The following is a 21,989-nucleotide window of genomic DNA, read 5'->3' as shown; positions in this document are numbered from 1 at the left end:
TCCAATACGCGGGACTGAATATTGACGCCAGTCACTGGTGCAGCGCGTCAGGCACTGCTGCTTGACTTTATCTGCAGGCCTGCGCTAGTTTCGCTGCCATGAATACCTTCCTGCAGTTGCCTCAGCACAGCATTATTACCGCCATTATCGTTTTGGCGGGCTAGCGAGCACTTGCACCGAACCCGCCCTGGAGGCGGGTTCTTTCTCTCTCTCCTGGGCACTTTAAAAAACCAGGAGTCACTGATGACCAGCCTTGCCGTTAGCCCTCGTACACCGTCCGCGTCGCTGAACCTGCTGTCTGATTATGTGCGGCGTATTCTTGCTGCACCGGTGTACGACCTGGCCATCGAGACGCCGCTGCAACAGGCGCCAGCATTGTCCCTGAGCCTGGGTAACCAAGTGCTGCTCAAGCGTGAAGACCTGCAACCGACGTTCTCCTTCAAGATCCGCGGCGCTTACAACCGCCTCAGCCGCTTGAGCCCGGGCCAGCGTGCGCGTGGGGTGATTACCGCTTCAGCCGGCAACCACGCCCAGGGTGTGGCGCTGTCGGCGCGTGAGTTGGGCATGCGTGCCACCATCGTTATGCCTACCACCACGCCCGAGCTGAAAGTTGCCGGTGTGCGTTCGCGTGGCGCACACGTGGTGCTGCACGGTGACAGCTTTCCCCATGCCTTGGCCCATGCGCTGAAACTGGCCGATAGCGAAAGTGCAACCTTCGTCCCGCCCTTTGACGACCCGGATGTGATTGCCGGCCAAGGCACGGTCGCCATGGAAATCCTCCGTCAGCAGCCCGGTGCGCTGGATGCGATCTTCGTCCCGGTCGGCGGTGGTGGCCTGATCGCCGGGATCGCCGCGTACGTCAAATACCTGCGCCCTGAGGTCAAGGTGATCGGCGTCGAACCTCAGGACTCCAACTGTTTGCAGGCGGCCATGCTGGCCGGTGAGCGGGTGGTGTTGCCGCAGGTCGGCAGTTTTGCCGAAGGCGTGGCGGTGGCGCAGATCGGTGCGCACTGCTTCGAACTGTGCCGCCAATACATGGATGAGGTCATCACCGTCAGCAACGACGAGCTGTGCGCGGCGATCAAGGACATCTACGACGACACCCGCTCGATCACCGAACCGTCCGGTGCCTTGGCAGTGGCCGGGATCAAAAAGTACGTGGCCCGCGAGGGCGTCAGCGGCCAGACCCTGGTGGCCATCGATTCGGGGGCCAACGTCAACTTCGACCGCCTGCGCCATGTGGCCGAACGCGCTGAGCTGGGCGAGCAGCGCGAAGCGATCATTGCTGTGACTATTCCCGAGCAGCCGGGCAGCTTCCGCGCTTTTTGCCAGGCGCTGGGCAAGCGGCAGATCACCGAGTTCAACTACCGCTACTACCCTGGCAAGGAGGCGCGGTTGTTCGTTGGTGTGCAGACCCACCCGCAGCACGATCCGCGTGAGCAGTTGCTCGCCAGCCTGAGTGCTCAGGGTTACGACGTACTTGACCTGACCGACAATGAACTGGCCAAGCTGCATGTGCGCCACACCGTCGGTGGGCATGCCGGTCCGGGGGCGAATGAGCGGGTGCTGCGCTTCGAGTTCCCCGAGCGTCCGGGTGCTTTGCTCGGCTTTCTGGAGCGTCTGGGCAAACGCTGGAACATCAGCCTGTTCCATTACCGCAACCATGGCGCCGCCGATGCCCGGGTGTTTGCGGCCTTGGAAGTGCCTGAAGAAGAACAGGCCGGCTTGCTTGCTGCCTTGGACGCCATGGGTTATCGCTACTGGGATGAAACCGACAACCCGGCCTATCGATTGTTCCTGGGCTGAGCAAGGGTTGCCCCAGATCAACACGGGGCAGGGCGTTCAGGCGGATCCTGAGGGCAATGGAATATTGCATGAGGGTTTCGCCATGAGCAGCACGTTCTTCATCCCTGCCGTCAACATTATGGGCATCGACTGCCTCGACGAGGCGATGGCGGCCATCGCCGGCTACGGATTGCGCAAGGCACTGATTGTCACCGACACCGGGCTGGCCAAGGCCGGGGTCGCCGAGCGCATTGCCGAATTGCTGGCGATGCGTGACATCGACTCGTCGATTTTCGACGGCGCCAAACCCAACCCCAGTATCGCCAACGTCGAACAGGGCCTGGCGCAGTTGCAGCGTGAACGCTGCGACTGTGTGATCTCCCTGGGCGGCGGCTCGCCCCATGACTGCGCCAAGGGCATTGCGCTGTGCGCCACCAACGGCGGCAAGATCAGCGATTACGAGGGCGTTGATCGCTCGACCAAGCCGCAGTTGCCGCTGATTGCAATCAACACCACTGCGGGCACGGCCAGTGAAATGACGCGCTTCTGCATCATTACCGACGAAGCACGCCACGTGAAAATGGCCATCGTCGACCGCAACGTGACCCCATTACTGTCGGTCAACGATCCGGCGCTGATGGCCGCCATGCCCAAGGGCCTGACCGCCGCCACCGGTATGGATGCACTGACCCACGCTATCGAGGCCTATGTGTCGACGGCGGCAACCCCGATCACCGATGCGTGTGCCATCAAAGCCATCGAACTGATCAGCCAGAACCTGCGCCAGGCGGTTGCTGAAGGTAGTGACTTGCAGGCGCGCGAAAACATGGCCTACGCCCAGTTCCTCGCCGGTATGGCTTTCAATAATGCGTCGCTGGGGTATGTGCATGCCATGGCGCACCAGTTGGGTGGCTTCTATGACCTGCCACATGGTGTGTGCAACGCCGTGCTGTTGCCGCACGTGCAGCGTTTCAATGCCAAAGTCAGTGCCGCACGCTTGCGGGACGTGGCCAAGGCCATGGGCGTGGAGGTGAGCGGACTGAGTGCCGAGCAGGGCAGTGACGCAGCGATTGCAGCGATCGAGCAACTGTCGCGGGACATCGATATCCCGGCTGGTTTGTCGGTGTTGGGGGCCAAGGAGGCTGATGTGCCGACGCTTGCCAGTAACGCACTGAAAGATGCCTGCGGCCTGACCAACCCGCGGGTGGCCAGCCAGGCAGAAATCGAAGGTATCTTCAAAGCTGCCTTCTAAGCGAGCTTGCTGTAGGAGAGGGCTTGCCCCGCGATTGCTGTTCATCAGACACACCGCAATCGCGGGGCAAGCCCGCTCCTACATTAATCACACCACCAGTGACAGCAGCATGATAAAGATGATGCCGACCACCGACAGGATGGTCTCCATCATGCTCCAGGTCTTGAAGGTCTCGGCCACGGTCATGTTGAAGTACTGTTTCACCAGCCAGAAACCAGCATCGTTGACGTGCGACAGGATCAATGAGCCGGCCCCGGTGGCCAGCACCAGTAACTCGCGGTTGACCCCTGGAATCATACCGATCACCGGCGCAACGATCCCGGCGCCGGTAATGGTCGCCACCGTCGCCGAGCCTGTGGCGATGCGAATCACCGCCGCCACCAGCCAGGCCAGCAAAATCGGTGAAATCTGCGCCTGCACAGCCATCTGACCAATGACGTTACCCACTCCGGTATCCACCAGCATTTGCTTGAAGCCACCGCCGGCACCCACGATCAGAATGATCGCGGCGGTGGGCGCCAGGCTCTGGTCGAGCAGCTTCATGATCTGCTGGCGGGAGAAGCCGCGCGCGGCACCAAAGGTATAGAAGGCCAGTAACAACGCAGCGAGCAGGGCGGTGATCGGGTGGCCGATCAGGTCCATCCACTGACGCACAATGTGTTCAGCCGGTAGTACCACGTCGGCGAAGGTTTTCAGCAGCATCAGAAACACCGGCAGTAATACGGTGATCAGCGTGATACTGAAGCTCGGCAAGTTCTTTTGATCGGACTCGCGGGCGATCTGGTCCATCAGCTCCTGGGAAGGTGAGCCGGGGATGTAGCGCGAGATGAAGTTGCCGTAAAGCGGGCCGGCAATGATCGCGGTGGGCAGGGCAACGATCAGGCCGTAGAAGATGGTCTTGCCGATATCGGCATTGAAAATGCCAATCGCCAACAACGGCCCCGGGTGCGGCGGCACCAGGCCGTGGACCACTGACAGCCCGGCCAACAGCGGAATACCGATTTTGATCAGCGACACTCCGGAACGCCGGGCGACGATGAACACCAGCGGGATCAACAGCACAAAGCCGATTTCGAAGAACAACGGAATGCCCACCAGAAACGCGGCAAACATCATCGCCCAATGCACTTTCTGTTTGCCGAAGGCACGGATCAGCGTTTGCGCGATCTGATCGGCCCCGCCGGAGTCGGCCATCAGCTTGCCGAGCATGGTGCCCAGGGCCAGGACAATACCGACAAAGCCCAGTACACCGCCAAAGCCGTCCTGGAAGGATTTCATGACTTTGGCCACGGGCATGCCGGAGGTCAGGCCGAGGAATCCGGCGGCCAGGGTCAAGGCAACGAAGGGGTGGACTTTGAAATGGGTAATCAGCAGCACCAGGCCGACGATGGTGACCACTGCATCAAGCAGCAGGTAGGTATCAGTTGCCAAACCGAACATGGTTCAGTGCCTCGTTTTGTCATTGTTGTGGGCGGAGCATTTGCAGCAGATCGTGCTTGAGACAGCGCTATCTTTGGTGAGCCGGAAAACCGCCTGATCAGGCCGTTCGCGCCAATACCGGCTCACCGCAGGGCTTTAGCCACAGGTCGACCTTGACCGCCAACTGCTCGACCGGCAGCGTGGCGTCCAGTGGCAGGGTCAGGGCTTCGCCATTGGGGCGTTCGAGCGCAGCGAACTGGCTATCGATCAGGCTGGCCGGCATGAAGTGGCCAGGGCGGGCCAATACCCGGCGGCTGGCTTCTTCAGGGGTCAGGTCGAGGAACACAAAGCCTAGGTCGGGGACGGCGTGGCGCAAGGTATCGCGGTAGCGCTTTTTCAACGCGGAACAGGTGAGGATCGGGCGCTCGCCCTGCTTGAGGGTAGCTTGCAGTTCCTCACCCAGACGGATCAGCCAACCGGCACGGTCGTCATCGTCCAGGGGAATGCCGGCGCTCATCTTCTGGATGTTGGCAGTGGGGTGAAAGTCGTCGCCTTCAATCAGGCGGCCGCCGCTTAGGCCAGCAATGGCGGCACCAACGTAGCTCTTGCCGCAGCCTGCTACGCCCATGACCACAATCGCGGAGAGGGGTGGGTTCATCGGTACCTCCTGCAAGGAAAGATAGCGCTATCTTTGGTCGGGGCGACGGAGGCCTCGGGCGCTTCTTTCCCGGATGTTATTGATCTTGTATTCAGCAGTATGGATGCTCATTTCAGCTCACCTGCAGTTATGCATTGCCTGTGCTCTGAGACAGCGCTACCTTAGTGCCCGTTCCCCATTCTTTGCAAGTCGAAAATAAAATTCCCCATGACCCGCATCGGCTCCCGTACTACCGGTCGTCCTACTCTGGCTGAAGTGGCCAGGCTTTCCGGGGTTTCCCCGATTACTGCATCGCGCGCCTTGCGTGGGGTCAGCACGGTCGCCCCGGAGCTGGTCGAAAAGGTCAAACAGGCTGCAACCACCCTCGGTTACGTGGCCAATCCGGCCGCGCGCGCCTTGGCATCGGCACAGAGCGAATCCATCGTGGTGCTGATTCCGTCACTGTCCAACCAGCTGTTCATCGAAACCCTGGAGGCGGTGCACGAGGTGATGCGCCCACGCGGCCTTGAGGTGTTGATCGGTAACTATCACTACGATATTGCCGAAGAAGAGAACCTGATCCGCAATTATCTCGCGTATCAACCGCGCGGCATGCTGCTCACAGGCTTCGACCGCAGTGAAGCGTCCAAGCAGATGCTCACGGCCAGTGGCGTGCCGTGTGTGCACATGATGGAACTGGGGCTGCAGGAGCAGGGCATGTCGGTGGGTTTTTCCCAGCAACAGGCCGGTGCGGCGGCCGCGCGGCATCTGCTTGAGCGCGGACGCCAGCGCCTGGGGTTCATCGCCGCGCAGCTCGACCCGCGGGTGATGCAACGGGCCGATGGTTACAGCCAGGCCCTGAAGGCAGCCGGTCGGTATGCCAGCGAACTGCATGTGCTGTCGCCACAACCGTCATCCATTGCCTTGGGGGGTGAACTGTTCCGGCAACTGCTGACGGCGCATGGCGATGTCGATGGGATCTTCTTCTGCAACGACGACCTGGCCCAGGGCGCCATCCTTGAAGCCTTGCGCCTGGGAGTGAAGGTGCCGGAGCAGGTGGCGATGGTCGGCTTCAACGACCTGCCGGCTTCGGCACACATGGTGCCGCGCCTGACCTCGATCCGCACCCCGCGTGCGGCCATTGGCCGGTGTGCAGCGCAGGCGTTGCTGGGCTTGCTTGACGGCAAGCGCGGTACGGAGCAGAACCAGGACCTGGGGTTTGAACTGGTGATTCGCGAAAGCAGCTAACCCCGGTAGGAGCAGGCTTGTTGTAGGAGCGGGCTTGCCCCGCGATTGCGATGTAACTGACACACCCCATATCGCGGGGCAAGCCCGCTCCTACAGGGGTAGTGTCAATGTGCTTGCACGGCGTCAACGCCGATCTATGCTCAGCAAAACCTGGGCATAGAGGGCGGTTCGATGTTCGATTTTCATCGCAAGTCGGATTTGGCAGAAATTGAACACTGCAACCGGGCTTTGGCGGGGATCACCGCCAAACTCGCCGCGATCAGCCGCGCCATGGCCATGATCGAGTTCACCCCGGACGGGATCATCCTGGACGCCAACGACAACTTCTGTAAAGTCACCGGCTACAGCCTTGAGCAGATTCGCGGCAAGCATCACCGAATCTTTTGTGAGAAGGACTACGCCAACAGCGACGCGTACCGGCAGTTATGGCAACGACTGGCGCGTGGAGAGGCGCAGAGCGGCACGTTTGAACGGGTCGATCAGCAAGGTCACCAGCTCTGGCTCGAGGCCAGCTACATGCCGGTGTTCGGGCCAGAGCAGCAAGTGGTCAGCGTGATCAAAGTGGCCTCTGATATCACCGCTCGGGTTAAAGCGGAGCATGAGAGCGACAGCCTGATCAATGCCATCAGCCGTTCCATGGCGGTGATTGAATTCACCCCACAAGGCAAGGTCATCAAAGCCAACCAGAACTTTCTCGACACCATGCGTTACCGTCACGACGAAATAGTCGGCCAGCACCACAGCCTGTTCTGCCACAAGAGTGAAAGCGAGTCGGCGGCCTACAAAGCGTTCTGGGCTTCGCTCAACCGCGGTGAATTCCATTCGCACCGTTTCGAACGGGTCAACAAACTAGGGCAAATGGTTTACCTCGAAGCCTCCTACAACCCGATCTTCGATACGCGCGGCCAGCTGTACAAAGTGGTCAAGTTCGCCAGTGACATCACCTCGCAAGTCTGCACCCAGCAAACCGCTGCGGAGGCCGCCCACGCCACCTCGATGCAGAATGACGCCTGCGCCCGCAAAGGTTCACAGGTGGTGCAGCAGACGGTACAAGTCATCGAGGAAATCTCCCAGAACCTCAACGCTGCGGCACGCAGCATCGATGCCGTCAGCAAACAGTCGGAGGTGATCGGCCAGATTGTTCAGACCATCCGTGGTATTGCCGACCAGACCAATTTATTGGCCCTCAATGCAGCCATAGAAGCGGCGCGGGCCGGCGAGCATGGCCGCGGGTTTGCCGTGGTGGCCGATGAGGTACGCAGTCTGGCGGCACGTACCAGCCAGGCCACCGTGGAAATTGTCGAGGTAGTGCGGCAGAACCATGACCTGTCTCTGACTGCGGTGGCCAGCATGCAGTCGAGCTTGAGCCGCACCGGTATCGGGGTAGAGCTGGCCAATGAGGCCGGCGAGGTGATCCTGGAAATTCAGCAGGGCTCGCAACATGTAGTCGATGCAATCTGCCAGATCAACTCGACCCTGCAGCTGCACTGAAAGCCCTGTTACGGCGTGGCAGGCTGGCGCAACTGCTGCTCCAAGGTCAGCAAGCTCTGTTCCAGGGTGTCGAGCAGCGCCTTGAGCTGGTTCTCGGTAGCGTCGCCGAGGCAGGCTTGTTCAAGTGCTTCGCAGTTGCGTACCACACCACGGGCTTTGAGCATCTTCGCGCCCCCCTTGATCCGGTGGGCCAGGGTACGTAGCCGCTCGCGGGACGGGCACGGCCCAAGGGCTCGCAGGGCCTTTAGGTCTTCCTGGTTGCTGCGCGCCAGCTCAGCGATCAAGCGTCGGATCAGTTGGGGGTCGCCCAAGGTCAGGTACTGCAGGTTGTCGATGTCGAAGCCACTGGCGTGCGCGTCCTCGACGCTATTGAGCTGAGGCGCGGCCTGGGCGTTGTTGCTGTGTAGATGACGACGAAGCTCCGCCAGGCCAATTGGCTTGAACAGGCAATCGTTCATGCCACTGGCCAGGCAGTGCTCGCGCTCCTGGGCCTGAGCATTGGCGGTCAGGCCGAGAATCAGGCAGGCCGCTCGTTGCTGTTGCCGCTCCAGCGCGCGGATCTGTCGGGTCAACTGGTGCCCGTCCATGCCGGGCATATGGCAATCGGTGATCACCGTATCGAACTGGCCTTGTTGCCAGAGGGTCAAGGCTTGTTGGCCATCGCTGGCCTGACTGACCCGATGGCCCAGCACGTTTAGTTGGCGCTCAAGCAGCATCAGGTTGGCGGGGTAGTCGTCTACCACCAGAACCGATTGCGCCGGCATGCTGAGATCTGAGCTTGCCGGGTGGTTCTGCGCTTCCGGCGCCGGTTCGGCCAGCGGCAATGTCAGGCTGACCTGTACGCGTGTGCCTTGGTGCAGGGTGCTGTGCAACTCCAGCTGGCCCCCCATTAGCTCGCACAGGGTGCGGCTGATCATCAAGCCCAGGCCTGTACCCTGGCGTGCCGTTTGCGCGCCGACCTGGGCAAAATGCTGAAAAAGGCGTTGCTGGTCTTGTGCGCTGATGCCGACGCCGGTGTCTTGCACCGTGAGGATTGTGTGCAAGTGCCCGGGGGTGCTGGCATCGCGTTGCAGGTGCACGGTAATACGGCCGTGCTCGGTGAACTTGATTGCATTGCTGACCAGGTTGGAGAGGATCTGTTTAAGACGCAGCGAGTCCACCCACACCCGGCAGGGGCCGGGTGGCAGCTCGGTGCTCAGGGTCAAGCCTTTGAGCCTGGCGTTACCTTCGAATACACGTACCGTGGCGTTGATCAGGCTGATGAGGTCTGTCGGTTGCGGCGCCAGGGTCATGCGCCCGGACTCGATGCGGACGATATCCAGAATGTCGCCGATCAACTCCAGCAGGCCATTGGCCGACTCGAAGGCCACTTGCAGGGCGTTGCGGTCGGCGTGTCCCTGCTCTGCATCCTTGACGGCCAACTCCAGCAGGCCGATGACCGCGTTCATTGGGGTACGGATTTCATGGCTCATGGTCGCCAGGAACGTGCTTTTCGCCCGGCTGGCGTCCTCGGCTTGTTCCTTGGCCAGGCGCAACTCTTCAAGCAGCCGCTTGCTGAAGGTCAGCTCGTGCTGCAGGGCGTGTTCGGCGTCGCTGCGTTCACGAATCAGTCGGCGCAGGTAGCGGTTCCAGAAGATCACCGCTGCAATCAGGCCTGCGGCGCCCAACAGGATCTGCAGGATCAGCCCGCGGTCGTTGTACCAGACACTGTCGCTGATCAGCGCGTTGGTTCGCCAGCGCCCGGTCAGTTCGGTCATCTCATCGGGCGGAATGCTCAGCAGGGCTTTGTTCAGTATCGAATGCAGCAGTTTGGCTTCACGGGCGACAGCGAAAGAGGCAACGCCGGGCTGGTCGCCGTAGATCGAGGCGATCTGCAAGCGGTCTTTGAACATACGGCTGACAAAGTAGGCCGCGTTGATGTGTGTACTCATGGCCACATCGGCCTTGCCCTGGGCCACAGTCTCCATCATCGACAGCGGGTCATCGACTTCAATCGGCGTCATGTGTGGGAAGCGCAGGCGCAATTCTTCTTTGATGGGTACAAAATCGCGGATCGAGGCCAGGCGCAGGCCGTCGAGTTGTTGGCTGTTGTGCAGGTCATGGTTGTCACTACGAGTCACCAGTACCCGCGGTGAGACCAGGTAAGGGCGAGTGAAGCGTAAAGAGCGTTCACGTTCCGGGGTGGGCGGCAGCGCCCCGGCGATGTCAGCCTTGCCTTGTTCGACCAGTTCAATCATCTGGGCCACCGAATCGGCCGTCTGGATATCGAACTTCAGGCCCGTGCGCAGGCTGATCTGGTCGAGAACATCGGCGGCGATGCCGCGAAATTGCAGGTGGTCATCGTAGAACGTGATGGGCGCAAAGTACTTATTGATCGCCACCCGGACTCTGGGGTGCTGCTCGATCCAGCTGCGCTCTGCGGCACTCAGGCTCAAGCTGCCACGATTGAGCAGCGTGCGCGAGCTGCCGCTGGTCCAGCGGCGCAGGATATTCAGGCGGTCATTGTCAGCCACGTGGTCCAGTGCTTTATCGACCAGGCGCAGCAGGGTCGGGTTATCGCGGGATATGGCAAAGGCGAAGGTGCCCCGTAGATCCTTGATGAAATGGTCGATCTGTACGCTGCCCTGATAAACACGGGTAATCAGGTAATCACTGCTGACCGCATCGCCAAGAAACGCGTCGGCTTGGCCCAGTGCCACTGCTGAGAGACCCGCCAGGTTGGAGTTGTACAGTTGCAGCTTGGCCTGCGGGTACAGCGCGCTCACCATCGCTGTGGGCAGGTAGTGATCGACCATTGCCAGGCTCAGCCCTTCGAGCTTGTCGTTAAGCCCCAGGGACTTGCCCGCACCGATGGAAATCACCGATTGGTCGTCAGTGTAGGGGTGGCTCAACACTAGGTGAGCGTCAGCCGCTTCGAAAGCATTGGAGCTGCCGAGCAGGTCGATCTTGCCTTCATGCAAGGCGGCAATAGCTTGGCTGCGGTGTGCGAAGCGCCGAACAGTGATGTGGATGCCCAACAGTTCACTGATCAGCCCGGCATAGTCTGCGGTCAGGCCTTCATAGTCGTTTTGGCTGACATTGATATCGAAAGGTGGGTAGTCCGGTACGGTTGTGCCGAGTATCAAGTGCTGCTTGTGCTTGAGCCAGCTGCGCTCTTCGGCTGAGAGCGTCAGCGCCGCGCTACTGCTGATCGAGCGGGCCAGTAACTGGCGGGGTTCACCGACATCAATGGCCATGGCCGGGAACGCCTGCAGGCTTAGCAGGCAGCTCAGCGCAAAGCACCTCAGAGGCTTCATGATGGGTTCAGATCGAATGACGACGCGACAGATCGAGCAGTTCAACCAGCGAGTTGAGTTCCAGTTTCTCCAGAATCCGGGTTTTGTAAGTGCTGACTGTTTTAGCACTCAGGTGCATGCGTTCGGCGATGGCATTGTTGGATCGCCCTTCGGACAGCAGACGTAACACGGCAAGTTCCTGGTCGGACAACTTCTCCAGACGCTGTTGCTCGCTGAGCAGCGGGCCATGCTGCGCCGACAGTTCAGGGAAGATCGAATACCCCTTGATCATGGCCTTGAGGGCCGACACCAGGGCTTCAAGGTCTTCGTCTTTGCGCACGAAAGCCGAGGCCCCGGCATCCAGGCAACGCCGGGCAAACAGCTCGGTGGGTTGGCCGCTGAGGACCATGATGCGCGGGGACGGTTCGAGCAGGCGCAAGCGCTTCAATACGCTGAGGCCGTCGATACCGGGCAGGCCGATGTCCAGGATCACCACATCCGGGCGCAGTTGTCGGGCCAATTGCGTTGCGGTTTCGCCTTCGTAGGCCTCGCCGACAACCTCGAAGCCTTCGCGCTGGAGCAGGGTGCGTACGGCAAAACGTACGGTGGAGTGGTCATCAACTATCAAGACAGAGATCAACGTTCAGCTCCTTGTCGAGTATGTAAGCAAATTCCTGAATCATTCAGGAGTACGCCATTACCGGGACGGGAAGGGCGCCAACAATACGTCGATTCAAAGAACGATAGTACGGGAGGCCTGTATGTGTTGAATTATTTGCCTATGTTTGACGTAAATTCCTACATTTATGGCGGATGCTATCCAGTGTTTCTGGTGCCAATACACAGTGGGAGCGGGCTTGCCCCGCGATGCGATTCAGCTGACACACCGCCAATCGCGGGGCAAGCCCGCTCCCACCGGGGTTTAGTGAAGGGCTTAGAATGATGTGGTGAAGGAGGCGTAGTAGGCCCGGCCCGGTTCGTTATAGGTCAACGCACCGGCTTCATCCGAGTTGCCCTCGCGGTACAGGCGTTTGTCGAACAGGTTGTTGACGCCGACACGCACGCTCAGGTGTTTGTTGAATTCATACCCGCTGCTGATGCCCATCAATCCGTAAGGGTCAACATTTTTACGCACCTTCGGATCCAGTGCTTCGTTAGCCCGGGCGTTGTAGCTCGGCGCCTCCTGCTTGCCATAGTAGGTACCGTTGAGCTGGAAGGAGAGCTTGTCGGTGGCGTTCCAGTCCAGGGTGCTGTTGACCGTGTACTCGGGAATGATGCTCAGTGGTTCGCCGGTTTCCTTGTCTTCAGAGTCGATCATGTAGGTGAAGTTGGTGTTCCACTCAAGGCTGGGCGTGAGCGCGATGAACAGGTTGCCTTCCACGCCTTGCACCAGAGCTTTACCGGTATTTTCCCAGCGCAGAATACGGCGGCCATTGGGCAGCCGGAACAAGGCCTGATTACCCGCCTCGATCTTGTTCTTGTAGTCGTTACGGAAGTAGGTGGCGCTGGCGTGCCAGGTACCTTTGTCGTAGGCCACGCCCAGTTCTTTGTTGATGCTGGTTTCCGGATCGAGATTGGCGTTACCCAGCAAGTAGCAACCGCCTATGTTGGTCTCGCTGCTGTTGCAGCCACCGCCACGGCTGTACAGCAGGTAGTTGGGGTTGGCCTGGTACAGGTTCGGGGTTTTGTAGGCGCGGGCGATGCCACCCTTGATGCTCAGGGCTTCGGTGATCTGATGCGAGGCGTTCAGGCTCGGGCTCCAGTTGCTGCCGAAGTCTTCATGATGGTCGTAGCGCACACCCGGCGTGACGATGGTGTTCAGCCCGAGTTCAATATTGTCTTCGGCGTATAGCGCGAAACTGCGCGCCGTGGACTTGGTCTGGGTACGGTCGAAGCCTGGCAGTTCGGCACCTGGGTCATAGCTTTGCGGGCGCAGTGAACCAGGGTCGTTGAGCGATTCGTAAAGGTACTCAGCGCCCAGGGTCAACACCTGCTCGAACGCGCTGCTCAGCGGCAGGTTGATCTCGCCAGTGGCACGGGTGTTGCGCAGGCGCGACTCAAAGCGCCCGGCGCCACCGGACGGTGCGCCTTCGCCCCAACCGGCGAGGCCTTCATTGAGACGATCATTGCGCGTCAGGTCGTAGGAGAGCGATGCAGTCGAAGTGCCCCAGTCGTAGTCGCCACGATGGGTCGCGGCGAAGCTGGAGCGTTGCATGACGTTGGTTTCCTTGCCAACCTGGCTTTCAACGAACTCGCCGCCGGCGTTGAGCATGGTGTCACCGGCGAAAATGTTGCCCTGGCGACTGTAGCTTGATTCCAGGTCGAGGGTGTTGGCCGGGTCGATCTTCCAGCTCAGCAAACCATTGATGTCTTTGTTGCGTACGCCTTCACGGCCGGCCATCAGCGACTCTTGGTAAGCCTGGTGGGCCGAGTTGATGGTCATGTCATCGGCGTCGGTTTTGTTCAGGTTGGCGTAAACGCGAAACACCAGGCTGTCGGTCAGTGGCCCGCTGAGGCTGAAGTTGACGCGCTTGCCCGTGCCTTCGGCATCGTCCTCGGGGAACAGGGTGTACAGGGTCATGGCACCGCGCAATTGTTCGGTTGGGCGTTTGGTGATGATGTTCACCACACCGCCCATGGCCCCTGAACCGTAGCGAGCGGCGGCCGGGCCGCGCAGGATCTCGATGCGCTCGACCTCTTCGGCGGGTACCCAGTTGGTTTCACCTCGGGTATCACGGTCGCCACTCCAGCCATAGCGCACGGCGTTGCGCGAAGTGGAGGGCTTGCCATCGATGAGAACCAAGGTGTTTTCCGGGCCCATGCCGCGCAGGTCGATCTGGCGGTTGTTACCCCGGGCACCGCTGCTGCTGTTGCCGGTGAGGTTGACCCCAGGTTCACGGCGGATGATGTCGGACAGGTCATTGACTGGCGGGCGCCGCTGAATGTCTTCTGCGGTGATGATCGACACCCCGGGGGCTTGTTTCAGTTCTTCTTCGGCGGTGCCCAGCACTCTGGTTTTTTCCAGCTCGATCGCTTGGCGGCTGCCTGCAACTGGAAGGTCGGTTGGCTGGATCTGAACCTCGTCTGGTGGGAGCTCAAGCGTGGTTGCAGCGAGATTCGAAGTGCCCAGTGTTGCCAGCAAGGCAATACTCAAGGGGCTGAAGGTGAAGCGCGACGCCATGTCAAATGTCTCCTTGAACAAAAGGTGAGCGGGGCGGACAGCAGGATGCCCGCGCTCAAGGCGTCGAGAATGATAAGGATTAGCATTTGCATGTAAAGACTTCGAGCTCAAAATAAAATATTAACGCGTCGAACCGGAAGGCTCTAAACCGATGGATTGAGCTCCCCATTTGATAGAAGCGAGCCTGTTGTAGGAGCGGGCTTGCCCCGCGATGCGATTCAACTGACACACCGCCAATCGCGGGGCAAGCCCGCTCCCACTGGAGGGTGATGGTTGAATAAAAAGGACCACAGCCACCCCCATCGGTGACTGTGGCCAAGCGGGAAAAAGCGCGGAGAACGCCGAGGGAACCCGTGTTATTGCTGCAATACAGTGGCTTGGTTACCGGTACCGTACTGGTTAACCGTCGCGGTCATGCTGGCACCGCTCTGGTCGACCGATGCCTGGTTACCTGAGCCACCCTGGGTCACGTAGGCCACGTTGACACCATCGGTCTGTTTGATAATGGCGCTGTTGTTGTCACCGTACAGTTGCCAGGTAGAGCTCTGGTTGCCAGTACCGCTCTGGTCCAGCTTGACGCTGTTTTCCATGCCGGCGCTGGAGCCGGTGGCGTAGTTGCTGATACCGCGCTGATCGGCAATCAGCAGGTTGTCGGAGCCGTTCTGATCGAAGTACAGCTCGTTGTTGTTGGTGGTTTGGGTCACCTCGACGGTGTTGCGTTCACCGGTCTGGTTCAGGTTGGTCAGTTGGTTCATGCCTTCCTGAGTCAGGTTGGCGCTGTTGTTTTTGCCGTCTTGGGTGATGACTGCGCCTTGGCTGCTACCGAACTGGCCGCCTTCCTTGTCACCTTTCCAGTTGCTGGCCAGCACTTTGTTGCCGATACCGGTGGAGCTGACCTCCAGTACGTGGTTGTCGCCGGTCTGGTAGGTAAAGCTGACGTTGCCGGAACCGGATTGGGTCAGGGTGGCCAGTGAACTGGTCGACTCGTACTGGTCGGCATAGATGGCGTTGACGTCGCCGGTCTGCAGGATGCTGGCGTTGTTGTTTTCACCAAAGCTTTGGTCGATCACGCTTTCGTTGGTCACGCCATTCTGGGTGACGGCGGCGTGGCTGTCGGTCTGGGTGTCTTGCCAGATTTCAACGGAGTTGGTCGCACCGGCCTGGTTGATGGAAATGGTGCCACCCTGGCCCTCGCGTTGATCGCCATAGGCCCAGTTGCCGTCACCTTCCTGATAGATGCCGATCTGACCGTCGTTGTGGTTGATGTGTTCGGCTGCGCTGTAGTTGTCGACACCGGTCTGCACGCTCAAGGCGTTGTTGGCGATCCCGCCGTTGAATTGCTCGACGAAGGCGCGGTTGCCGTCGCCGTATTGTTCGGTGGTGCCGCGGCTGCCGGTCTGGCTGTCTTGATAGACGAAGGTGAAGTTGCCGCTGCCTTCCTGGGATTGTTTGGCGGTGTTTTCCGTGCCCAGCGATTGGCTGGCATGGGTGTTGTTCAGCGATCCGGCCGATTGCTGATTGATCTCACTGCCGAACTCGAACAGTTGTTCGGCGTAGCCGGCGTTGTATTCGCCTTGGGTGCTTTGCTCGATTTTACTGTTGCCACCGTCTTGCTTGGCGGCGTGGTTGTTGCCGGTACCGACCTGGGTCTGCGTGGTGGTACTCAGGGGCGCAGCCGTCTGTTTGACCTCGGCGATGTTTTCAGTACCGGACTGGTTCTGGGTCGACAGGCTGCTGTCAGCCATGGCCTGGCCGGCGAGGCACAGAACAATGGCGGCGCTTAAGGGAGCGAGCTTGAACATGGTGGTGCCTCCAGGTTTAGCGATATTGGTTAACTTGCACATGCTGGCCATTGCCCGCCTGAACCACCGAGCTTTGTAGCCCGGAGCCGTTCTGGACGATGCTGGCGCTGTTGCTGTTGCCGTATTGCTCGATGTTTGCGCGGTTGTTGCTGCCGCTCTGAGCAATCGAGGCGCTGTTGTCATAGCCTTGCTGGTTGATCGTGGCCATCAGGTCGTTGCCTTGCTGCAGGATGTACGCCTCTTGTGCGCCACCGGACTGCACGATGCGACCGAGCAGGGTTTGCCCGTCCTGGCCGATGGCGGCGCGATTGGATTGCCCGTTCTGGTCGATCTGTGCCTGCTGCCCGGTGGTGCCGGGCAGTGGCTGCAAGTACACGGGTTCTCCCAGGTCGCCCCCAGGGCCGAGGTCGGCGTTGTCCATCAAGTCGTCGGCCAGGGCGGCCTGACCGATCAGGGTCAGGCACAACAGCAAGGTGGTCAGGCGCGCCATGGTCATGTCTCCTGCGATTACTGCACGGTTACCGGTACGGTGCGGACGGTGCCCTGGCTACTGCGGATGGTGGCCGTAGGCGCCGCGGTCGGGATCACCGTGGTGCTGTTGCTCACCGTCAGCCGCCAGCGGCCGGTCAGCGGTACTGCGGTACTGCCCAGGGTGACCAACCCGGTCGGGGTAGTGACTTGTACGGTGATGGTGTTGCCTGTGGTCACCGACGAGGTACCGGAGAGGTCCCAGTTGTAGCGGTTGTTGGAGCGCGCCGTGACGGAGGCAGCGGTGACGGTGAAGGTCTCTGCGCCGGCAGGCCGTGGCGAGACCTGTACGGTGACGGTTGCAGGGGCCGACAAGGCGCCGAGGCTGTCGCGGGCGATGTAGGTGAAGGTGGCTGCGAAGGCTGCCGTTACGGTGGCCGGTGGGGTGTAGGTGATCTGGGTGCCATCGGTGGTGACGGTGCCGCGTCCAGGTGCCGGCTGGTTGACGCTGTCCACAACCAACGGCGTGTTGCCTTCTGGGTCAGTGTCGTTGAGCAGGACGTTGATCGGCAGCGCGACGCCCAGGGTGGCGGCGGTGTCGGCGTTGGCGATCGGCGCCTGGTTCGGGGCGACGGTGACGGTCACGGTGGTTATTTCCGACTTCAGCCCTTTGTTGTCCTGGGCACGGTAGGTGAAGGTGGTGGTCAGGGGGGCGTTGACCACCGCAGGTGGGGTGTAGACCACTGCGGTGCTGCCGCTGAGGGCGACAGTGCCCTGGCCGGTGGCCGGTTGAGTGAGGTCGCTGATGGTCAGTGGGTTGTTGTTGTCCGGGTCGCTGTCGTTGCTCAGCAGGTTCAGGGTCAGCGGCACGCCGAAGCTGGTGCTGCCCTGGTCGGCTTGCGCCAGTGGTGCCTGGTTTTCCGCTTCGACCGGGGCGTTACCGACGATCACGACCGCTTCAGTGTCGCTGCCACCGGCAGCAGACTTGATCGTCACCGTGGCGGGCGGCTGGGTCAGGTCGTTGACCGTCAGGGTTTGCACGGTGCCGGACTTGGACAGGCGGCCATAGCCCTGGGCGACCAGGTCAGGAACCTGTACTTCGTCGCTGGAGCTGGCCTCGATACGCAGGCGTTTGTTGGCCCAGTCGTAGCGTGCGGTAGTGACTTTGACCACGTCGCTGAGCTTGCGCGACAGCGCGGTGGGGCGGTTGACCCCGGTCGGGTCGGTAGCGGTGACGACAATGACCGGAGGCGGGGCGGCGGTGCTCAAGTGGTTAGCGAAGAACAAGCCGTTGTTATCGGCCAGCAAGTTGAACTGGCAAGGTGAGGGTGGCGTGCCTGGCACCAACGCCAGGGTTTCACGGAAGCACAAGGTGGCAGTGTTCGGCGCCTTGGCAAACACCTCGACGCGGGTACCGGCAGAGGTACGCCGGTAACTGGCACGCTCCAGTTCTGCCGCGACCTGAGTACGCGCGTCGAGCACCTTGCCGGACACGGTGAACAGGTTGGTCTGGATGGTCCCGGCCGGGCCCTGGATACGCACGAAGTTGGTGTTGAACGGGCTGCCCACCACCGCCTCGGTCAGGTTCGGGTCGCCGATAAAGGTCTCGGTGGCTCCGGTGTCCGGGTTGATCTCGGTATAGGGGCCACCGACGCCGCGCAGGAACGGCCCGAGTGCGCCGTTGAGCACGCCGGTGAAAACCCCTGGTGCTCCGATGCCGACATCTCGAGTGATGTTGATGGCCCGACGTCCGGGGGTCGTGACGTCGACGGTTTCGACGCCGTAGGGGTGGGTGATCACGTACCTGCCGGCCTGGGGCACCGAGACCCGCAGACGGATACGGGCGAAGCTTTGCTGATCGCCATCGACCGGATTTTCGGAAGCGAACGCCGCTTCGATACCGGCGACGTACACGTCCAACTCATATCCACTGTTGCCAACTGCCGGGATCGAGGTCTCAGCCAGGTACCAGAACATCTCTGGTGGCCAGTTGTCCGGAAATACCAATGGCAGGGCATCATCGTAGATACCGGGCTCTGGCAGAAGGGTACACATGTAGGCCGGCGGTACCGACACCGGTACTCGCGAGCTTGCAGCCCTGGATTGGCACAGTTCCATCGACAGGTCATTGTGGTCCTGGTACCACATCGGGTAACGCCCGGTGGCCAGGGTGTAAGGGCCGGGATCGACCGCTTTGAGGCCGGCCCAGGCACTGCCGGCCAGCGAGAGGGAAAGCCCGGCTGCGCACAGCGCCAGGCGTGGCCAGTTATTCATGCTGCCTCCTGCTACGGGACGTGGCGTAATGATGTTCATGGCACGAGCACCACTTCTTCGCTGTCGCTACCACCATTGGCGCTGGTCACCGTGACCGTGGCCGGTGGAATCGGCGAAAGCCCGGTGGTGAGGGTCTTGACCGCGCCGTTGCCGCCCAGGGTGCCAATGGCAGCGCCGTTTCCGGTGCTGGCAACGAGTGTTGGAGGGCTGGTTTCGTCGCTGGTCGAGGCGACCAGGGTCAGTTGGCCGGACGCCAGGCTGTACTCGGCACGCTGAATCACTACCAGGTCGGTCAGCGGCAGGGTGAGGGTGGTCGGTGTGCTGGTGGAAATCGCCAGTTGGTTGTCGGCGGTCACCTGCAGGTTGAGTGGCAAGTTCGGGTTGAGCGTCGACTGGGCGTACCAGGCGCCGGTGGTGTTGGCTTCAGTAAGGCTCAGGGGCGGCGTCTGGCTGATCAGTGTTGCTGTACCGGGGGGAGGTGGCGCCTGGACGAAGACATCTTGCTGGGCGCGCAGGTCACCGTTTTCGCTGTGGCGCGAGTAAGTGCTACGCTGCCCGATCACCGGGGTTGGCCGGACCACGTTGGACAGCTTGCCGGACACCGCGAACAGCGTGGTGCGGATGTCCAGGCCGTTGGGCCCTTCGATGCGCACGTAGTTGGTGTTGAACGGGCTGCCGGTCACCGCCTCGTTGAGGTTAGGGTCGCCGATGAAACGCTCACTGGCGCCGGTTTCCGGGTTGGTTTCAGTGTAAGGTCCGCCCACACCGCGCAGGAACGGGCCAATATCGCCTTTGAGCGCACCGGTGTAGCTTTTCTGCCCGCCAATGCCGATGTCACGGGTCATGTTGATGGCGCGGCCTCCCGCCACTGGTACATCGAATACTTCGACACCGTAGGGGTGAGTGACGATGTAGGTGCCTGCGGTCGGCACGTCGACCCGGATGCGGATCCGGGCAAAGCTGACCTGGTCGCCATCGACTACCTCATCGGCAGCGAAGGCGGCTTCAACGGCAGACACGTAGGTCAAGTCGATGCCGCGGGCGGCATCGACAAGGGCAGCATCGGCGGTGAACCAGAACGTCTCGTCGGGGTAGTTGGTGGGGAAGCTGATCGGCTTGGTGTCATCGAACACCCCGGGTGCCGGGTTCAGTACGCACATGTACGACGGGGCACCGGGCGCACCGGCGACTCGCGAGCTGACGGCCTTGGTCAAGCACAGATCAAGCACCCGGCCGTGGGTGTCGTGATACCAGGCGGCAAAGCCACCGGTGGCGGGTAGGTAAGGGCCAGGATCGACTTCAAACAGCGCGGCCTGAGCCGGCGCCTGAATCAGGCCAGCCAACATCAGCAAAGCCAGTGGGTGGGGCGTTGGACGGTGCATGAGTGTTCCCTCTTGCAGTGGGGCCCAGGGGCTTGGGTCGTCTGCACAAGGCTCGGCAACTTCCATACCAACATGCGCAAAGCCTTGTGGGGCCTGGCTTGCAGAGAAATCGGGCGATATTGACCCAGGGTTGGGGGCGATTGGGGGGAGCGCGCGGGGCAATTGAAGGCATCTGGGCTATAACCTAAGAAGCCACTAGCCAGGAGTTCGCGATGGACCTGCAGTCACGCCTGGATACACCCGTCATGCAAGAACACGCTAATAGCGAAGCGCCCGTGAAACGACCGTTCAACTTGTTACGCTGGTATGCCTTTGTCAGCCTGGCGATCATTCTGTCGGTGGCTGTTGGCTTGGGTCTGATTTCCAGCCGCTTTGTGATTAATGAAAGTGTCGAGCGCGATGCACTGCTTACCGCGCAGTTCATCCAGTCAATTGCCTCGGCCGAAGTGCGCCATGTCTCCATCCCCAACGTGCGCACCATGGGCGAGTTGCTCGACCCACGGCTGGACCAGAGCTTCCCGGAAGTCACCCCGCAAGCGCGGCGTGATGCCCGCGGCGAATTCCTCGACCACATCGCGCATTTGCCGGACATGCTGCTGGCCAATATCTATGCCCCGGACCGCACGGTGATCTGGTCAAGCAATCCGGCCTTGGTCGGGCGCATGATCGAGTCAGATGAAGACCTTGATCACGCCTTTGAGAACAAGGTGCGGGTGTCGGCCAGCTACCACGATGTTGATCAGGCGCGTGCCGAACAGAAGTTCATCACCCCACCTGAGCATCTGTTCATCGAGAACTACATCCCGCTGTTCGATGCCGACGGTGAGAACGTCACGGCGATGGTCGAAATCTATAAAGAACCGCGTGATCTGATTTCACGTATCGAAAGCGGTTTGCTGATGATCTGGCTGGCTGTCGCCGTTGGTGCCGCGCTGGTGTACGGCGGCCTGTACTGGCTGATGTACCGCGCCAACCGCCATTTGCAACAGCAGCAGAAGCGCTTGATCAACAATGAAACCTTTGTGGCGCTGGGGGAGATGTCGTCGGCGGTGGCCCACAGTTTGCGCAACCCGCTGGCCAGTATTCGTTCCAGTGCCGAGCTGGCCCAGGAAATCGAGGAGGGCCCGGCGCAGAAGAACATCGGAGACATCATCAGCCAGGTCGATCGTATGTCGCACTGGGTGCGCCAATTGCTACAGTCGCTGCGACCACTCAACGACGAGGCACAAGCGGTGGAGCTTGAGCGTGTACTGCAAGACAGCGTGCAGGCCTTCGCGCTGCAGCTCAAGCGACACGGTGTAGAGGTACGGATCGATGCGCTGGGCAGCACACAGGTACTGAGCCAGCCAGTGCTGCTGGGGCAGATCCTCAACAGCCTGATCGCCAATGCCCTGGAGGCCATGAGCGAAGGGGGCGCATTGCGCATCGAGCTGATCCATCAGAACCGCAAAACCCTGACACTGCGCCTGTGCGACAGTGGCAAGGGGATGAGCGAAGAACAACAACGCATGGCGTTCAAGCCGTTCTACACCACCAAACAAGGTGGTCTGGGGGTAGGGCTGGTGCTGGTCAAACGGATCATGGAGCGTTTCGGTGGCAGCGTGCGGCTGAGTAGTCGTGAAGGCAAGGGCACCTGCGTGCAGTTGACCTTTCGTGTGGCCCGCGAGCCGCTGCAGGGTTGAAAACCCCAATGTGGGGGCAGCATTCCCCCGCTTTTTACGCCCACTTGTTCAACCAAATGCTCGCTAACGTATTGATAAATATAATGTACATAT

Annotated in this window: 14 protein-coding genes and 1 pseudogene; 6 read left to right on the top strand and 9 right to left on the bottom strand. The window is 60.8% G+C overall.

What is annotated here, in order from left to right; genetic code table 11:
- Positions 1 to 243: 243 nt before the first annotated feature.
- Together ilvA and yiaY are read left to right on the top strand one after the other, a co-directional pair.
- The gene (ilvA, locus tag E1573_RS10440; RefSeq protein WP_133213274.1) at positions 244 to 1,806 is read left to right on the top strand and encodes a threonine ammonia-lyase, biosynthetic; all 1,563 of its coding nucleotides are present in this window, start codon (positions 244 to 246) and stop codon (positions 1,804 to 1,806) included.
- A gap of 82 nt (positions 1,807 to 1,888) precedes the next feature.
- On the top strand, positions 1,889 to 3,037 hold the full coding sequence (gene yiaY, locus E1573_RS10435; RefSeq protein WP_133213272.1) for an L-threonine dehydrogenase: 1,149 nt from the start codon (positions 1,889 to 1,891) through the stop codon (positions 3,035 to 3,037).
- A gap of 87 nt (positions 3,038 to 3,124) precedes the next feature.
- Here yiaY and E1573_RS10430 read toward each other — a convergent pair whose 3' ends face one another.
- Both E1573_RS10430 and E1573_RS10425 read right to left on the bottom strand, forming a co-directional pair.
- Complete coding sequence (locus E1573_RS10430; RefSeq protein WP_133213270.1) at positions 3,125 to 4,477, bottom strand: GntP family permease; 1,353 nt, start codon at positions 4,475 to 4,477, stop codon at positions 3,125 to 3,127.
- A gap of 97 nt (positions 4,478 to 4,574) precedes the next feature.
- Positions 4,575 to 5,114 (bottom strand): gluconokinase, encoded by a 540-nt coding sequence (locus E1573_RS10425; RefSeq protein WP_133213268.1) that lies wholly within the window; start codon positions 5,112 to 5,114, stop codon positions 4,575 to 4,577.
- Positions 5,115 to 5,321: 207 nt separating this feature from the next.
- Here E1573_RS10425 and E1573_RS10420 point away from each other — a divergent pair, with 207 nt between their 5' ends.
- The 3 genes and pseudogenes from E1573_RS10420 (at position 5,322) to E1573_RS27235 (ending at position 7,832) form a co-directional block, all read left to right on the top strand.
- Positions 5,322 to 6,341: a LacI family DNA-binding transcriptional regulator gene (locus E1573_RS10420; RefSeq protein WP_133213266.1), complete on the top strand. Its 1,020-nt coding sequence runs from the start codon at positions 5,322 to 5,324 to the stop codon at positions 6,339 to 6,341.
- Positions 6,342 to 6,512: 171 nt separating this feature from the next.
- Positions 6,513 to 7,295 (top strand): annotated as a pseudogene (locus tag E1573_RS27240) (PAS domain-containing protein); the annotation flags it as partial.
- A 42-nt stretch (positions 7,296 to 7,337) separates the two neighbouring features.
- On the top strand, positions 7,338 to 7,832 hold the full coding sequence (locus E1573_RS27235; protein WP_371925155.1) for a methyl-accepting chemotaxis protein: 495 nt from the start codon (positions 7,338 to 7,340) through the stop codon (positions 7,830 to 7,832).
- Between the two features lie 8 nt (positions 7,833 to 7,840).
- Here the strand turns inward: E1573_RS27235 and E1573_RS10410 are convergent, their stop codons facing one another.
- The 7 genes from E1573_RS10410 to E1573_RS10380 all read right to left on the bottom strand — a co-directional run bounded on the left by E1573_RS10410 (position 7,841) and on the right by E1573_RS10380 (position 20,214).
- Positions 7,841 to 11,128 carry a transporter substrate-binding domain-containing protein gene (locus tag E1573_RS10410; RefSeq protein WP_133213262.1) on the bottom strand — a complete coding sequence of 1,096 codons (3,288 nt, stop codon included), beginning with the start codon at positions 11,126 to 11,128 and terminating at the stop codon, positions 7,841 to 7,843.
- A 7-nt stretch (positions 11,129 to 11,135) separates the two neighbouring features.
- The gene (locus tag E1573_RS10405) at positions 11,136 to 11,747 is read right to left on the bottom strand and encodes a response regulator (protein WP_133213260.1); all 612 of its coding nucleotides are present in this window, start codon (positions 11,745 to 11,747) and stop codon (positions 11,136 to 11,138) included.
- Between the two features lie 294 nt (positions 11,748 to 12,041).
- Positions 12,042 to 14,288: a FepA family TonB-dependent siderophore receptor gene (locus E1573_RS10400; RefSeq protein WP_133213258.1), complete on the bottom strand. Its 2,247-nt coding sequence runs from the start codon at positions 14,286 to 14,288 to the stop codon at positions 12,042 to 12,044.
- A gap of 356 nt (positions 14,289 to 14,644) precedes the next feature.
- Positions 14,645 to 16,090 carry a curlin gene (locus tag E1573_RS10395; RefSeq protein WP_133213256.1) on the bottom strand — a complete coding sequence of 482 codons (1,446 nt, stop codon included), beginning with the start codon at positions 16,088 to 16,090 and terminating at the stop codon, positions 14,645 to 14,647.
- A gap of 16 nt (positions 16,091 to 16,106) precedes the next feature.
- Positions 16,107 to 16,580 (bottom strand): curlin, encoded by a 474-nt coding sequence (locus E1573_RS10390; RefSeq protein WP_133213254.1) that lies wholly within the window; start codon positions 16,578 to 16,580, stop codon positions 16,107 to 16,109.
- A 17-nt stretch (positions 16,581 to 16,597) separates the two neighbouring features.
- Complete coding sequence (locus E1573_RS10385) at positions 16,598 to 18,832, bottom strand: Ig-like domain-containing protein (protein ID WP_133213252.1); 2,235 nt, start codon at positions 18,830 to 18,832, stop codon at positions 16,598 to 16,600.
- Positions 18,833 to 18,867: 35 nt separating this feature from the next.
- Complete coding sequence (locus E1573_RS10380; protein ID WP_133213250.1) at positions 18,868 to 20,214, bottom strand: hypothetical protein; 1,347 nt, start codon at positions 20,212 to 20,214, stop codon at positions 18,868 to 18,870.
- Positions 20,215 to 20,426: 212 nt separating this feature from the next.
- On the opposite strand from E1573_RS10380, the gene E1573_RS10375 reads away from it, so the two are divergent.
- Positions 20,427 to 21,896, top strand: a complete 1,470-nt coding sequence (locus tag E1573_RS10375; RefSeq protein WP_133213248.1) for a sensor histidine kinase — start codon at positions 20,427 to 20,429, stop codon at positions 21,894 to 21,896.
- The last annotated feature ends 93 nt before the right edge of the window (positions 21,897 to 21,989 follow it).

It is taken from the genome of Pseudomonas sp. H9 (assembly GCF_004353925.1).
In the GTDB taxonomy this organism is placed as follows: Bacteria; Pseudomonadota; Gammaproteobacteria; order Pseudomonadales; family Pseudomonadaceae; genus Aquipseudomonas.
This window is presented reverse-complemented; position numbering and strand designations above follow the sequence as displayed.

What these genes read in the sequence shown, in the direction of transcription:
- E1573_RS10420 (WP_133213266.1), top strand. Translation starts at nt 5,322, where the DNA reads ATGACCCGCATCGGCTCCCGTACTACCGGTCGTCCTACTCTGGCTGAA.
- E1573_RS10410 (WP_133213262.1), bottom strand. Translation starts at nt 11,128, where the DNA reads ATGAAGCCTCTGAGGTGCTTTGCGCTGAGCTGCCTGCTAAGCCTGCAG.
- E1573_RS27235 (WP_371925155.1), top strand. Translation starts at nt 7,338, where the DNA reads ATGCAGAATGACGCCTGCGCCCGCAAAGGTTCACAGGTGGTGCAGCAG.
- E1573_RS10430 (WP_133213270.1), bottom strand. Translation starts at nt 4,477, where the DNA reads ATGTTCGGTTTGGCAACTGATACCTACCTGCTGCTTGATGCAGTGGTC.
- E1573_RS10380 (WP_133213250.1), bottom strand. Translation starts at nt 20,214, where the DNA reads ATGCACCGTCCAACGCCCCACCCACTGGCTTTGCTGATGTTGGCTGGC.
- yiaY (WP_133213272.1), top strand. Translation starts at nt 1,889, where the DNA reads ATGAGCAGCACGTTCTTCATCCCTGCCGTCAACATTATGGGCATCGAC.
- E1573_RS10395 (WP_133213256.1), bottom strand. Translation starts at nt 16,090, where the DNA reads ATGTTCAAGCTCGCTCCCTTAAGCGCCGCCATTGTTCTGTGCCTCGCC.
- E1573_RS10375 (WP_133213248.1), top strand. Translation starts at nt 20,427, where the DNA reads ATGGACCTGCAGTCACGCCTGGATACACCCGTCATGCAAGAACACGCT.
- E1573_RS10385 (WP_133213252.1), bottom strand. Translation starts at nt 18,832, where the DNA reads ATGAATAACTGGCCACGCCTGGCGCTGTGCGCAGCCGGGCTTTCCCTC.
- ilvA (WP_133213274.1), top strand. Translation starts at nt 244, where the DNA reads ATGACCAGCCTTGCCGTTAGCCCTCGTACACCGTCCGCGTCGCTGAAC.
- E1573_RS10425 (WP_133213268.1), bottom strand. Translation starts at nt 5,114, where the DNA reads ATGAACCCACCCCTCTCCGCGATTGTGGTCATGGGCGTAGCAGGCTGC.
- E1573_RS10400 (WP_133213258.1), bottom strand. Translation starts at nt 14,288, where the DNA reads ATGGCGTCGCGCTTCACCTTCAGCCCCTTGAGTATTGCCTTGCTGGCA.
- E1573_RS10390 (WP_133213254.1), bottom strand. Translation starts at nt 16,580, where the DNA reads ATGGCGCGCCTGACCACCTTGCTGTTGTGCCTGACCCTGATCGGTCAG.